The 14,523-nt window shown below is 65.9% G+C and carries 12 protein-coding genes; 7 read left to right on the forward strand and 5 right to left on the reverse strand.

All coding sequences use genetic code 11. The features are described 5' to 3' along the window. Positions 1-22: 22 nt before the first annotated feature. The gene (locus tag V5F68_RS06070) at positions 23-283 is read left to right on the forward strand and encodes a hypothetical protein (protein WP_394013733.1); all 261 of its coding nucleotides are present in this window, start codon (positions 23-25) and stop codon (positions 281-283) included. Positions 284-299: 16 nt separating this feature from the next. Here V5F68_RS06070 and V5F68_RS06075 read toward each other — a convergent pair whose 3' ends face one another. Both V5F68_RS06075 and V5F68_RS06080 read right to left on the reverse strand, forming a co-directional pair. Further along, positions 300-1,562 carry an alpha/beta hydrolase gene (locus V5F68_RS06075; protein WP_394013734.1) on the reverse strand — a complete coding sequence of 421 codons (1,263 nt, stop codon included), beginning with the start codon at positions 1,560-1,562 and terminating at the stop codon, positions 300-302. A gap of 253 nt (positions 1,563-1,815) precedes the next feature. Further along, positions 1,816-2,943, reverse strand: coding sequence for an aminomethyl transferase family protein (locus V5F68_RS06080; protein ID WP_394013735.1), 1,128 nt, complete (start codon positions 2,941-2,943; stop codon positions 1,816-1,818). A gap of 312 nt (positions 2,944-3,255) precedes the next feature. Between V5F68_RS06080 and V5F68_RS06085 the strand changes: the two genes are divergently transcribed. From V5F68_RS06085 to V5F68_RS06110, 6 genes are all read left to right on the forward strand, one after another. Then, on the forward strand, positions 3,256-4,659 hold the full coding sequence (locus tag V5F68_RS06085) for an acyl-CoA dehydrogenase family protein (RefSeq protein WP_394013736.1): 1,404 nt from the start codon (positions 3,256-3,258) through the stop codon (positions 4,657-4,659). A gap of 74 nt (positions 4,660-4,733) precedes the next feature. Next, positions 4,734-5,336: a flavin reductase family protein gene (locus V5F68_RS06090; protein ID WP_394013737.1), complete on the forward strand. Its 603-nt coding sequence runs from the start codon at positions 4,734-4,736 to the stop codon at positions 5,334-5,336. 5 nt (positions 5,337-5,341) lie between these two features. Further along, a complete protein-coding gene (locus V5F68_RS06095; protein WP_394013738.1) occupies positions 5,342-7,657 on the forward strand; it encodes a trimethylamine N-oxide demethylase in 2,316 nt (771 codons plus the stop codon). 192 nt (positions 7,658-7,849) lie between these two features. Further along, positions 7,850-8,437: a dimethylamine monooxygenase subunit DmmA family protein gene (locus V5F68_RS06100; protein ID WP_394013739.1), complete on the forward strand. Its 588-nt coding sequence runs from the start codon at positions 7,850-7,852 to the stop codon at positions 8,435-8,437. Next, positions 8,434-9,390, forward strand: a complete 957-nt coding sequence (locus tag V5F68_RS06105) for a PDR/VanB family oxidoreductase (protein ID WP_394013740.1) — start codon at positions 8,434-8,436, stop codon at positions 9,388-9,390. The genes V5F68_RS06100 and V5F68_RS06105 overlap by 4 nt, the downstream gene beginning before the upstream one ends. A 216-nt stretch (positions 9,391-9,606) precedes the next feature. Further along, the gene (locus tag V5F68_RS06110) at positions 9,607-10,662 is read left to right on the forward strand and encodes a heme-dependent oxidative N-demethylase family protein (protein WP_394013741.1); all 1,056 of its coding nucleotides are present in this window, start codon (positions 9,607-9,609) and stop codon (positions 10,660-10,662) included. A 41-nt stretch (positions 10,663-10,703) separates the two neighbouring features. Here the strand turns inward: V5F68_RS06110 and V5F68_RS06115 are convergent, their stop codons facing one another. From V5F68_RS06115 to egtB, 3 genes are all read right to left on the reverse strand, one after another. Continuing rightward, positions 10,704-11,996 (reverse strand): MFS transporter, encoded by a 1,293-nt coding sequence (locus tag V5F68_RS06115; protein WP_394013742.1) that lies wholly within the window; start codon positions 11,994-11,996, stop codon positions 10,704-10,706. Between the two features lie 164 nt (positions 11,997-12,160). After that, the gene (gene egtD / locus V5F68_RS06120; RefSeq protein WP_394013743.1) at positions 12,161-13,129 is read right to left on the reverse strand and encodes an L-histidine N(alpha)-methyltransferase; all 969 of its coding nucleotides are present in this window, start codon (positions 13,127-13,129) and stop codon (positions 12,161-12,163) included. A 13-nt stretch (positions 13,130-13,142) separates the two neighbouring features. After that, positions 13,143-14,405: an ergothioneine biosynthesis protein EgtB gene (gene egtB / locus V5F68_RS06125; protein ID WP_394013744.1), complete on the reverse strand. Its 1,263-nt coding sequence runs from the start codon at positions 14,403-14,405 to the stop codon at positions 13,143-13,145. Between the last annotated feature and the right edge of the window lie 118 nt (positions 14,406-14,523).

Here is a 14,523-nt window from a genome sequence, read left to right on the forward strand (position 1 = left end):
TTGCGCATCGGGGAGAGCCATCATGCTGCGCCGTTCGGATAGGTCCTTATCCCGCACCAAGGCGTCCGCCGTGGGCGCATCCGCGATCGGCGCCTCCACCGTCGGCACCGCTTCGCTCGGCGCCGTCGCGTTGGGCGCATTGGCGATCGGGGCGCTCGCCATAGGGGCGCTGGCCATCGGCCGGCTCGCCATCGGGCGGGCGCGCATCCGCAGGCTCACCATCGACGAACTGACCGTGAAGAAGCTCACGATCCTGTCGCAGCCGGGCACGCCGGAGGCCTGAAGGCGCCCCAGCCGGGCTATTGGGCCGGCGCTGCCGCGGCAGCAGGGGCGGCCGCCGCCGCAGGGGTGAGGATCGGTGCGGGGGCGAGGACGGCCGCGGGCAGCACGCCGATGTTCCGGTTGACGCCGGAAATCTGGATGCCGTCCAGCTCGATCGTGTTGGGCTTGTCGCCGGCCAATGCGCCATGGGCCGCGAGCTGGCCGCGAAGGGCGGGAGCGAGCTGCGCCAGCTGGGCGAACTTGCCGTGGTTCATGGGATCCATGGCCTTCACATTGGTCATGTCGATCACCACCGCGCCGAGCGCCACCAATTCATCGTCATTGGTGTAATTGCCGAGCCGCACCTTGCCGCCTGCCAGGAAATCCGAGAAGCCGAGGGCCTTGTCGTCGCGCGAGACGATGACGACGAACGGCTTTTCCGGCTTGCCGAAGCGCTTCAGCTGGGACTTGAACACGTCCACGTCGATGTCCGGCGCGGCGAGGATAACGTTGCCGATGCGGTTGGGGGCGATGCCCTTGCCGCCGATCTTCATCTGTCGCAGCGCCTCCACGGTCACCCAATTGCCCATGGAATGGGCCATGATGGTGATCTTCTCCGCCTTGCTGGAGGCGACCAGGGTCAGCGTGTGTTCCAGATTGTCGCGCGCGGCGGTGGCGCTGTTGTTGTCGTAGACATAATCCTCGGTCTTGCCGCGCGAGGCCCAGCTGAACAGCACCGGCACGCCCGGCACGTCCGAATCGTGGGCCATCTGCGTCAAGCGGTAGAGCGCCTCCGAGAACATGGTGTTGTAGCCGTGCACGAACACCAGAACGTTGCGGCTGCCGGCCGGCAGCAGGGCGAGCTGGGCATTGAGGTCGCGCACGAAATCCTGGTCGGTGTCGCGATACACCGCTTCGTGCACCACCATGTCGGTGGCGGGATTGCCGGGCGCCTGCTTGGGCCATTCGATGCCGCCAGGCTGGTGGGCGGGCGGCACGGTCAGCGTCACGGTGGCAAAGTCGAGCCCGTTCCCACGCTCGCCGCTGAACAGTGTGCCCGGCCTCGGGTCTCGCGCGCGGGTGGTGGCGACGAGGACGGTATGCGGCTTGGCGCCCGGCGCCTCGACGAGGTTCGGCGTCAGCACATCGGCGCCCGGCCGGTCGGCGCAGGCGGAAAGCAAGGTCGCGGCGGCAAGAAGCAGGGCGATGAAGGGCAGGGCGGAGAAGAGTGCGGCACGCTTGGTCTGCACAGGAGCGGCGCTGCCGGCGCCGCGGGAAATCTGCCTGGATATGAAAATCACCGAATGTCCGCCTCGCTCCCGGTCACCCCGGTGCTTGAGCATAGCAGAAGCACCGGCCGGGCGGCGATTGGCATTTTTAGCCGCATAGAGATGTTGAACAGGGAGCGACGGGCGTACGCCGTAGCGGGCTTTGCGGAATGAATGGCCCCCATCCGACCTCTCCCCGCGGGGAGAGGGGGATTTCGAGATCACCTCTCCCCCGCCGGGGAGAGGTCGGCCGCGCAGCGGACAGGTGAGGGGGAAGGCGCGGGGCTCAGCCGCGCTCTTCGAGCGGATGGGTGCGCAGGCGCATGGGATCGTAGAAGGGCGTGCGCACGACGGTCGCCTCATAGCTCTTGCCGTCGTCCACCACGGTCACGGCGGTGCCGAGGGCGGTGAGGCTGGGCAGCAGCGAGACAAGGGCCAGCGATTTCATCAGGTGCTGGCTGAACACGGTGGAATTCACCGTGCCCACCTCCTGCCCGTCCTTGAGGATCTTCGCGCCAGGGGTGATGGCGGCGGAATGCATCACTTCCAGGCCCGCCTGGTGGGTGCGCTCGGTGCCCTTGCGGCGGATGAGGGCCTCCTTGCCGCGGAAATCCGGCTTGGAGAGGTCCACGGTCCAATCCATCAGCACTTCCCAGGGGGTCGTGTCCTTGTGCGGCATGTCGAAGGGGAAGAACAGCAGGGCGGCTTCGACGCGGCCGATGTCCAGGCAATCCCACGACACCGGCATGATGCCGTACGGCTTGCCGGCCTCCAGGATCTTGTCCCACACCTCGACCGCATCCTTGGCCTTGACGAACACCTCATAGCCGCGCTCGCCGGAATAGCCGCCGCGCGCGAGGGAAACGTCGATGCCGTAGAGAGTGGTGCGCGCATGGCCGAAATAGGGGATCGAGGCGACATCCAGCGGCGTATCCGGCTGCAGGATTTCCAGCGCTTTCGGCCCTTGCAGGGAGAGGATATGCACGTCGTCGTCGCGGGCGAAGGTGACGTCGAGCCCCTCGGTGAGGAGCGGCAGCACCTCCTCGGTGGCGCCGCCGCCATGGGAGAGGCGATAGGCGGTGGGGCTGTCGCAATAGATCAGCACGTCGTCGATCAGCCCGCCGTCTTCCCCCACCATGGAGGAGATCATGGAACGACCGGGCGCGATCTTTGCAACGTCCGTGGTGACGAGGCGGTTGAGGAAGGCGGTGGCGTCGGGGCCGGAGACATTCACGATTTTCAGCGCCGACACGTCGATGAGGCCGGCGCGGGTGCGCACCGCCGCCGTCTCCTCATAGGGATCGGTGGCATAATGCTGGGGCAAAGCGGTGTCGTTCCAGGATTCTTCAAGCTTCGATCCGAGCGCGCGATGGCGCTCGTTCAGGATCGACTGGCGCAATTGCGTCGGGCTCATTCTTTGCGTCCCCTCAGGCTCTGCAAGGCGCGCCATCCTTGAGCGAGGGGCATTTTCTGTCAATTACTTTTCCTGAGAAGAAATCTTTTGGCTAAGATGCCTAATATTAGGGCGATGTAAAAACGCTAAGTCATTGCCGTTGAATATTTTGCCTAAATCGCAGGCGTTTATGTGCCTGCTTTTGGTTCTTGCGTCCGACGGTGCATTTGGCAATCTGTTTCTACGGCGGCAAAAAAGTTCACTGAGGGGAACAGCTACGCCGGGACATTCACCGCTCGCGTGCTGAGGCGCCGGGCGTTCGGAGCAAGCGTCATGTCGCAAGTCAAAATGTGGGGCCAGGAGGAATTCTGGGGCCTCGGGTTCGAGTGGGACCCGCAATGGCTGCTCACCCCCGCGCAGAAGGAATTGCAGGCCAAGCTCATCGCTCTGTGCGAGACCACGCTGCGCGCCAATGCGGTGGAGAGTGACGCGCAATACATCTATCCGCGCAAGAATTTCGAGGCGCTCGCCACCCTCGGCTTGCTAGCGCTCACCGTGCCGAAGGAACTCGGCGGCCTCGGCGAAAGCCATGTCTGCGCCGCCATGGTGGTCGAGACCATCGCGCGCTACGGCTGCCCCTCCACCGCCATGTGCTACACCATGCACCTCGGCGCGGTCGCGGCGGCGCTGCTGCGCTATCACGACAACGCCCGCCTCACCGACATTCTCAAGCGGCTCGACGCCGACGTGCTGATCGGCACGCTCTCCTATTCCGATCCTGAGACCGGCTCGCATTTCTGGTACCCCATCTCCTCCAAGGCCGAAGCCTTCGGCGACGGCTGGAAGATCACCAAGAAGGCCTCCTGGACCACCTCCGGCGGCTTTGCCGACTGGTACATCCTCCAGACCACCAGCCCCGGCTTCTCCGGCGATTATTCCGACCTCTCCTGCTTCCTGGTGCTCAAGGACGACGTGAAGTCCAATCCGTCCGAATGGGATGGCCTTGGCCTGCGCGGCAACCAGTCCGGCCCGATCCAGGTGGAAGGCGTGGTGATCCCCAAGGACGCCATGGTCGGCCCCATCGGCGACGGCGCGAAATCCAACGACGAGGTGGTCGACCCGTTCTTCCTCACCTGCTCGTCCGCCTGCTGGAACGGCATCTCGCTTGCGGTGATTGACATCGCCAAGCGCCACACCACCCGCAAGACCCACAATGACGTGGGCATGCGCGTCGCCGATTATCCGACCATCCAGGATTATGTCGGCGAAGCGATCATGGACACCAATGCGTGCCGTGCCTTCGTCTTCCAGATGGCCCAGGCGCTCGACAGCGTGACCAACAATTGCGACTGGTCGATCCACAAGGACCTCGACGCGCTGCCGCGCTCGGCGCTGCTGCACTGGCTGTGGCAGGTGAAGTTCGAGGCCGCCAAGAACGTCACCCACGTCACCGACAAGATGCTGCACGCCTGCGGCGGCACCGGCTATCGCCCGGCGCTCCAGATCGAGCGCTACCTGCGCGACGGCAAGGCCGGCTGGGTCATGGGCCCCACCAACGAAGTGCTGCGCCAGTTCGTCGGCAAGGCCTCGCTGCTGGGCTTCGAGAGCCTGGATTATTGGAACAAGTCCATCAACCAGCGCATGCTCAACAATGAAGTGAAGAAGATGGACGACGCGCAGAAGCGCGCCTTCGCCGAGAAGCTCCTCGCCGAGCTTCAGCCGGCCAAGGTGGCGTGAGCGCCGCCGCCATGCAGTCGGACGCGGGCCTGCGGGGTGCGGCCGCGCAACATGGGGGACAAGGCTTGTCCCCCATGCCGGCTTCCGTCACCTTCCCGGCTTCGGGCGTTCCGCACGGCGTCGGCGGCCTTGCCGTCGCCGGCGAACGCGGGAGCGAGGAGCGCCTTCAACTCATGACCCGCATTGATCTCGACGCCCGCTTCGACCCGCGCGAACTGCGCAACGTGCTCGGCCGGTTCGCCACCGGCATCGCCGTGGTGCTGGGCCGCGACGAAGAGGGGCCGCTCGGCGTGACGGTGAATTCCTTCTCCTCCGTCTCCCTCGACCCGCCGCTGATCCTGTTCTCCATGGCCCGCTCGCTGCATTCGCTGGCGCGGCTGGAGAAGCTCAAGTTCTTCACGGTCAATGTGCTGCTGGAAGGACAGGAAGAGCTGTCCAACCGCTTCGCGCGCGGCGGCGCGGACAAGTTCGCCAATCTCGAGCTTCACGAGGGCCATTCGGGCGCCCCCGTTCTGCGCCCGGCCCACGCCTCCTTCGAATGCGCCGCCTATGCCCATTATGACGGCGGGGACCATGAGATCTTCGTCGGCCGCGTGGTGCATTTCCATGCCGAGGGGGAGGGCGCGCCGCTCATCTATTACCGCGGGCGCTACCGCTCGCTCACAGATCCGGACTGAAGCCCATGGATGCCATTACCGCGCCGCCCCAGTCTTCCGGTTCTCCCGCGCCCCGTTCGCTCGCGGAGCGGCGCGTGGTGCCGGGCGGCGGCTGTGCCGCCTTCGCGCTGAAGGCGGGCGATGAAATCCGCATCACCGATCCTGAGGGCCTCCAGGCCGCCGACATCTTCGCCTTCGACGCGGCCGGCGCCGATGCCGCGCCGGCGCTGGGGCTCGATACGGCGCCGCTCGGCGCGCCGCTCGCCGCCCGCCTGACCGGCGAGGGGGGCGCGGACGTCGCCCGCCTCCTGGCGCAGCGCGGCATCGACACGCAGGCCCCCGCCCGCACACTTCTCGGCGCGAGCGACGCGCCGGGCACCCAGGCGCGCCTGACCGCGCTCAGCGATCTTCTGGTGGTGATCGCCGCCGCCGGCCCGCTGATGGCGCCGGACGAGCAGAGCCCGCCGACCGAGCTGAAGGTAGACATTTCCCGCGTCGCCGGCTCCCTGCCGGAACTTCCCCCGCCGCTGGGCGACGTGGTGCTGGACCTGCGGGTGCCCGCCGCCCGCGCCAAGGCCTATCGCGTGAAGGCCGGCAACTACATCCAGATCATCGACGTGGAAGGCCGGCAATGCTCCGACTTCCTCGCCTTCGACGCCAAGGCGCTGGACGAGGAGGGGCTGGAATATGGCCTCGACTCCACCACCACCCGCACGCTCATGGGTTCGGCCTTCCCCGGCCCGGGCCTGCATTCGAAATATTTCGACGAACGCCAGATGCCGCTGGTGGAAGTGGTGCGCGACACGGTGGGGCGGCACGATACGTTCGCGCTCGCCTGCTCGGCCAAATATTACGAGGACATGGGCTATCCCGGGCACGACAATTGCTCGGACAATTTCAACCTTGTGCTGAAGCCTTACGGCATCAAGGAAAAGCGCGGCTGGCCGGCGATCAATTTCTTCTTCAACACCTGCGTTGAAAGCTCCAACGCCTTGACCATGGACGAGCCCTGGTCGCGCCCCGGCGATTATGTGCTGCTGCGGGCCATGACGGACCTTTTGTGCGCCTCCTCCTCCTGCGCCGACGACATCGATTCCGCCAATGCCTGGAATCCGACCGACATTCATGTGCGCGTCTATGACGGCGGCACCCCCATCTCCAAAGGAACCGCGTTCCGCATGAGCCCCGAAGCCGAGCCGCGCCTGACGCGGGAGAGCGCCTTCCATCCAAGGATCGCCGAGCAGACCCGCAATTTCGTGGAGTATCGCGGCTTCTGGCTGCCCACCTGCTTCACCGGCGTGGGGCCGATCGAGGAATATTGGGCGTGCCGCGAAAAGGCGGCGGTGATGGACCTCTCGCCGCTGCGCAAGTTCGAGGTGACGGGACCGGACGCGGAAGTGCTGCTCCAGCGCACGGTAACGCGCGACATCCGCAAGCTCTCGGTCGGCCAGGTGGTCTATACCGCGCTGTGCTACGAGCACGGCGGCATGATCGACGATGCCACCGTTTTCCGCCTCGGCCCGGCGAATTTCCGCATGGTGTGCGGCGAGGAGTTCACCGGCAAATGGCTGCGCGACAAGGCGGCGGAATGGGGCCTGAAAGCCTGGGTTAAATCCTCCACCGACCAGCTCCATAACATCGCCGTGCAGGGGCCGCTGAGCCGCGAGATCCTGTCCGAAATCATCTGGACCTCGCCGGTTCAGCCTTCGATCGCCGAGCTGAAATGGTTCCGCTTCGCCATCGCCCGCCTCGGCGGGCCGCAAGGGCCGGCGCTGATCGTCTCGCGGACCGGCTACACCGGCGAACTCGGCTTCGAGATCTGGTGCCATCCCAAGGACGCGACCGCGCTGTGGGATGCGGTGTGGAAAGCCGGCGCGCCCAAGGGCATGAAGCCGCTCGGCCTCACCGCGCTGGATATGCTGCGGGTTGAGGCCGGCTTGGTGTTCGCGGGCTATGATTTCTGCGACCAGACCGACCCGTTCGAGGCCGGCATCGGCTTCGCGGTGGCCAATAAGGACGAGGATTTCGTCGGCCGCGAGGCGCTGTTGCGCCGCAAGGCCAATCCGGCGCGCAAGATGGTGGGCCTGCTCATCGGTTCCAACGACGACGTGGGACACGGCGACCCGATCTATAGTGGCCGCGCCCAGGTGGGCGTCGTCACCAGCGCCACCAAGTCGCCGATCCTGAAACAGAATATCGCTTTGGCGCGGCTGGACATTGCGGCGGCGGAGGCGGGCGAGCCGATCGAAATCGGCAAGCTGGACGGCCACCAAAAGCGCATTCCCGCGCAGATCGTGCCGTTCCCGCATTTCGACCCACAGAAGACGCGGGTGCGGGCGTAGGTGCGGGCGGGCTTTGGGCGATGGGTCGATCTTGCCCCCTCACCCGTCCGCTGCGCGGCCGACCTGTCCTCGTGGGGGAGAGGTGGAGGGCAGGGTCAGGGGCGCGCCCCCTCTCCCCGACGGGGAGAGGGCTGGGGTGAGGCGGCTGCCACAAGCGCGGCCGTCTGAATTTGATCTGAAGCGGAAGGCATCATGAGCGATCAAGGCATCAAGAGCCGGCCTAAATACGCCCCGCTGGAGCTGGACCCGGCCGGGCGGCACCATTTGCTTGTGGTCGAAGGTCCGGCGCTGCCGGCGGAAGCGCTGGCCGAGGGGTTCGAGCCGGCCGCTTGCGAGACCTGGACCGTCGTAAACCGCAGCGCGCTGCTCCCGGTCTCCGTGGTGGATGGGGCGGGCGACAGCGTGCGGCCGTTCCGCTCCAACGGCCATCTGTTCTCCGCCCTGGAGGAGCGCCTCGCCCGCGAGACCATGGGGCTGCGGCTCTATGGAGCCGGTTCAGAGCCGTTCCTGTGGGATGTGTTCCGCATTGCCGAAGCCGCCGGAATGAGCCGGCAGGAAATCCGCCTCGCCCATGCGGGAACCAAGGCGCGGCGCGTGTTCTGCGTGCATTGCCGCACCTATGGCGAGGGGGTGACGACCTCCATCTTCACCTGCGCCGGCTGTGGGGCGAGCCTGTTCGTGCGTGACCATTTCTCCCGCCGGCATGCGGCCTTCATGGGCGTGCAGGTGGATGCCGAAGTGCCCGGCGACGTTCCCGATGCGGAGGAGCTTTACGCATGATCGCTTCAGGCCCGATCCCCGTGCGCATCCACGAGATCGAACAGCTTTCGCCGACCCTGAAGCGCTTCGCCTTCGAACCGCTGCACGGCGGCCCGCTGCCGACCCCCTCCGCCGGTGCCCACGTCATGGTCACTCTGCGCCACGAGGGGCGGGTGATGAAGAATTCCTATTCCCTGGTCTCTCCGCCCGAGAGCCGCGCGCGGTATGAGATCATCGTGCGCCACGTGGCGCAGTCGCGGGGCGGCTCGCGGTTCCTGCACCAGAACGTGGCGCGCGGCGACGTGATCGAGATCGGCGTGCCGGGCAATCTGTTTCCGCTCGCGGCCAAGGCCCGCAAGCATCTGCTGATCGCGGGCGGCATCGGCATCACGCCGCTGCTGTCCTATGTGCCAGCGCTGAAGGCGCGCGGCGCGCGGTTCGAGCTGCATCAGCTCTGCACGGCCGAAGAGGCGCCGGTGTTTGAGAAGCTGCTGGCGCCCCATGCGGCGGGCGAGGACATCTTCATCCACGGCAACGGGCGCGCCGCGTTCGATCTGGCAGGGATTTTGGCGCGCCAGCCGCTCGGCACCCATGTCTATACGTGCGGCCCGCGCGCGCTGATGGATGCGGTGGTCTCCAGCGCCGCCGCGCTCGGCTGGCCTTCAGGCAAGATCCACCGCGAGAGCTTCGGCGATGCCTCCGGAGGCCTGCCGTTCAAGGCGGTGCTGGCGAAATCCGGCATCGAGGTGCAGGTCGCCGACAACCAGACCCTGTTGGAAGCACTCGAAGCACAAGGCATCGCGGCCCCCTGCCTGTGCCGCGGCGGGGCCTGCGGGGAATGCAAGCTCGATGTGCTCGACGGCGAAGTGGAGCACCGCGACGACTTCCTCTCGGCGGAGGAGAAGGCTTCGCAGAAATTCATCATGCCCTGCGTCTCGCGGGCCCGCACCGCGCAGGTGGTGTTGGATTTTTGACTCGTGCCATCGGTTGCTCCCTCTCCCCGAGCGGGAGAGGGCTGGGGTGAGGGGTGAAAGCGTTGCGATCGAATGGGTGGCGCCCCCTCACCCGTCCGCTGCGCGGCCGACCTCTCCCCGGCGGGGAGAGGTGAAAGCCGGGGGTGCCCGTGCTCAAACCCCTCAAGCGGGGGAGGGGCATTTCTGAGACTGACATCGTGACCGGAAGGACTTTCCATGACCCTTCAGTTCAAGCCCAACGAGACCTTCCGCCGCGACTTTACCTATCGCAATTCCAGCGCGGCGATTCTGCACTTTCCGTTCCCGTTTCCCGAAGACCAATACATGTATTCGGTGAACATCGAGCCCCATGTGAAGGGCGGCGCAAGCCCGGCCTATGACCATGTGTTCGACGTGGACGAGCATTATGTCGCCGAGTGCCGGGAGCGGGCACTCGTTCTGGCGGAGGATCCCAAGCGCTGCCAGGTGCTGCCCCACATGATGGCGGCGCAGTGGGATACGCTCGAACTGATCATGGAGAGCCTCGCCGCCGATTATCCCGAGCATTTCTCGCTCACCAAGGCGGGGGACCTTTGGACCTGGGTGAATCGGCCGCTCGGCATCCACCAGAGCTTCACCTTCGGCAAGGCGGAGACCCTGCCGTGCCCGCCGTTCGAATACATCACCCGCCAGGCGCAGGGCGATTTCACCCTGCAGGACCAGCGCGAGGACAATCTCTTTGTGGACGGTGGCATGGTCACGACCCAGGCTGACTGGTCGCTGGAATTCGACATCGGCATGAGCTTCCACGAATGGCACGGCCCGGTGCCGCTGGCGCACGAGAAGGGCGTGTTCGACCGCGCGCTGAAATATTTGCTGCGCCTGCAATATGGCCAGCCGGTGCGGCGGCTGAACTGGACCATGACCATCAACCCCCGCCTCGATACCTCGCCGGAGAATTATCCCGTGTGGGGGCCGGACAAGGCGAGCGTCACGCCGGAGAATGTCGGGCAGAAGGTGCATCTGCGGGTGGAATTGCAGACTCTGTTCCGCCTGCCGCGCTCGAACGCGATCCTGTTCGGCATCCGCTGCTATCTGGCGAGCCTGGAGGAGGTGGCGCGGGTGCCCAAATGGGGCAAGCGGCTGCATCGCGTGCTGCGCGACCTGCACCCCGATATCCAGGCCTATAAGGGCCTGCTGCGCTTCCGCGAAATGGCGGTGGACTATCTGGCACCGCTCGATGACGGCGCTGAGCTCAACAAGGGCATCCAGAGCGAACTGACCCAATTGTGAGCTAAGGGGCGGGGCCTTCTGCGGCCCGCCCCCATTTCGCCTCAGGCCGGCGCGGCGGCTTCCTGCACGCCAACGATCTCCTTGGCTTCCTTCACCATCGTCGCCGCCGCGAGGCCCACCAGGGAAATCGCCGGCAGCATCAGGATGGCGTAATGATAGGCCTGCGCGGAATATTGGCCGGTATCGCCCGAGCCGCCGACGAGATCCAGCACCAACCCGAAAGCCCATTCGGCAACGCCGCCCAGCAACATGATGATCATGTTGGTGGAGGCGAGCGCGGTGCCCGTGACGGTTTGGGGATTGTGCTCAACCACGGTGGCGAAGCAGATCACCTGCGAGCATGAGGCGAGCCCCAGGAGAAGCAGGAGCATATAGGCCACGGGCAACGACATGTTGGGGATGATGGCGATGACGAACGTCACCACCAGCGTCGCCGCGCTGGCATAGAGCAGGATCGGCCGGCGGATGCCGAGCTTGTCGGAGGCGTATCCGGCGAGCGGGCCGCCCACCAGCCAGCCCACATACATCATGGAAACCGCGCCGGTGGCCTCCAGCTTCGAGGCGCCGGTGATGGCGGAGATGTATTCCGCGCCCCACAGTGCGCCGAGGATCGACAGCGGCATGTAGAGCGCCGCGCCGATGATGCCGAGATACCAGCTCTGCGGGTTCGCATAGACGATGCGCAGCGCCCGCAGCACGTTGGGCTTGTACGGATGGGGCACGTCCGTGCCGACCGGCGGACGGCTCGGAATGACGAACACGATCAGCGCGGTGACGGCGATGCCGACGAACCCGGCTCCGATCAGCGCGCTTTGCCAGCCCATGGTTTCCACCAAGCGGGCGATGCCGGCATTGCCGATGATGGCACCCGCCATGCCGAGCGATGTGGTGAGGCCCGAGAGCCGCGCCAGCATGGAGCGGGGAAACCATTCGGCGGCGATATACATGGTGCCGACGAAGGCGAAGGCCGAGCCGAAGCCCTGGGCGAACCGCGCCGCCACCAGGAAGAAGCTGTTGGACCCGATGATTTCCAGAAACGCGCCGGAAGTGCAGATCAGGGCCGAGAGCACCAGCACCTGCTTCACCCCGAAGCGGTCGATGATGGTGCCCGAAATGAGCTGCATGGGCGAATAGATGAGATAATAGGTGCCCGCCGCGGCGCCCAAAGCGGCCGCCGACAGCCCGAAATGCACCTGCAGCTCCGGCTCCATGGCCGAGGGGGCGACGCGCACGAAGAATTCATAAAGATAGAACAGGGCCGCGGTGCCCCAGATCATCCAGCCGTGCAGGGATGCCTTTCCCTGAAAGCCGGGTCCGCGATCCTCGATAAGCATATCCCCCGCTCCGATGCGACCTCTTTAAGGCAAGGTCACATGAAGCAATCGGAAGGCCAAGTTCTTTTGCTGCCGCGCTGCGGCACGTCCTGCGGCAAATGTGGAAAAGCCGAGGGAGGCCAGAGCCTCCCGAGCATCCGCGCCACCTGGCTCCGCGCTTCCGCTCAGGCGGCACGCGCCAGCACATGCACGCTGAACAGTTGCTGCGGATCGGTCCACGCCGTCTCGCTTGTCCAGCCGGCAGCGGCGGCAAGGTCCGCGAAGCCCTCCAGTGTGTATTTGTAGCTGCATTCGGTGTGCAGGCTCTCGCCTGCGGCGAAATGATAGGCCGCGCCGTCCAGGTGCACGGTCTGCGCGCTGGCGCTCACCAGATGCATTTCGATTCGGCTCGCCGGGGCATTGAAGAAGGCACGGTGGACGAAGGCGGAAAGCTCGAAATCCGTACCCAGTTCGCGATTGGCCCGTACCAGCACGTTCTTATTGAACTGCGCCGTCACGCCCGCCGCGTCGTTATAGGCTGCATGCAATAGACGCGGATCCTTCACCAGATCCACGCCCACCACCATCCGGCTTCCGGGGCCGAGGGTTTCGCGGGCCTGGGCGAGAAAGTCCTGCGCGTCCGCCGGCTCGAAATTGCCGATGGTGGAGCCGGGGAAAAAGCCCAGCAGCGGCCGGCCTTGCGCCATCTGCGGTAAGGCGAAGCGCTGGGTGAAATCGTCAGCCAGAGGCAGGATTTCGATGCCCGGATAGGCACGGCGCAGGTCGGTGGCAGTGCGCTCCAGGAACTCGGCGGAAATATCCACCGGCACATAGGCGGCGAGGTGGGGAATGCGATCCAGCAGCAGGCGCACCTTCACGCTGGCGCCGCTGCCGAATTCCACCAAGACACCGCCCGGCGGAAGCAGCGCCGCCAGATCTTCCGCATGGTCGCGCAGGATGCCGATCTCGGTGCGGGTGGGATAATATTCGGGAAGCTGGGTGATCTGCTCGAACAGCGCCGAACCGGCGGCATCATAGAAATATTTCGGCGCGAGCCGCTTCGTGCGGGCGGAAAGGGCGATCGCGAGATCGCGGGCGAATTCTGCGGTCGGAGCCAGCGGCTCGGACCGTTCGGCGGCATGGGACGGGGACATGATGATTCCTCGGTCAGATCGCTTCGTCGGCGAGGCGCAGCCCGCTGAACTGCCAGCGCTGATGGGGATGGAAGAAATTGCGATAGGTCGTGCGTTCATGGCCGACCGGGGTGGCGAGCGAGGAGCCGCGCAGCACCATCTGGTTGACCATGAACTTGCCGTTGTATTCGCCAAGCGCGCCGGGGGCCGCGCGATAGCCGGGATAGGCGCCGTAGAAGCTGCGCGTCCATTGCCAGACCACCCCGAAGGCATCGGCGAGAAGGCCCTTGCCGGCGGCCACCTCGAACGCCTGCTCGGTGGGCAGGGATTTGCCGGCGAAGCGCGCGAAGGCGTCGGCCTCGTAATAGCTGACGTGGCAGACCGGTGCCGTGAGATCCACCGGGCGCAGGCCGCCGAGGGTGAGGGCGAACCAGTGCCCGTCCACCTGCCGCCAATAGAGCGGCGCCTCCCAGCCACCGGCCTGGGCGGCGCCGAAGCCTTCCGAGAGCCACAGGAGCGGGTCGCTGTAGCCGCCGGCTTCCATGAAGGCGAGCCAGTCGCCATTGGTCACGAGATGGCGGTCGATCTTGGTGGGAGGCACCAGCACCTGGTGGGCGGGCCCCTCATTGTCGAAAGAGAAGCCGGGGCCCTCGTGGCCGATGCGGTAGATCCCTCCGGCGAGCAGCACCTGTTCGCGCGGGTCCTCGCCCACGTCCGGCCCAGTGGAGGGGGCGGTCCAGGCGGCATCATAGGCCGGGTTCGTGGGGTTGATGGAAAAGGCGTGGAGGATGTCCGTCAGCATCAATTCCTGATGCTGCTGCTCATGGTTGAAGCCAATTTCCATCAGTGTGGCGAGGCCGTGAAGGCGGGCCTCCTCCACCTCTTCCAGCAGCGCGATCACCGCCGCATCCACATGGGCGCGATAGGCACCCACTTCCTGCGCGGTAGGGCGTGAGATCAGCCCGCGCTTAGGCCGCTCGTGACGCGGGCCGGCGGCGACATAATAGGAATTGAACAGAAAGGCGAAGCGATCGTCGAACGGCACATAGCGGGGCGCGTGCTCGCGCAGCACGAACTGCTCGAAGAACCACGTGGTGTGGGCGCGATGCCACTTGATGGGGCTCGCATCGGGCATGGACTGGAGGATCTGATCCTCGGGCGAAAGGGGTGCGGAGCGATGCTCGGTTTCCCCGCGGACGGAACGATACGCCGCGATCAGGCCGGACCGCAGGGCAGATGCCTCGGTGTCGGTTCGGGCCTGGGACGGGGCGGACGCGGCCTGGGATTGCCAGGACATGGGCTTCTCCATTGTCCGCCGGGCGTGATGCCTAACCGGGACGTCGATTAGGTCCAACGTCGGGTCGGCAAGGCGGTTCCGAAAGGGGGCGCGGGATTTTTTTCATCACCGGTGGACT

This window comes from Roseixanthobacter pseudopolyaromaticivorans, assembly GCF_043195145.2.
GTDB lineage: Bacteria > Pseudomonadota > Alphaproteobacteria > Rhizobiales > Xanthobacteraceae > NCEH01.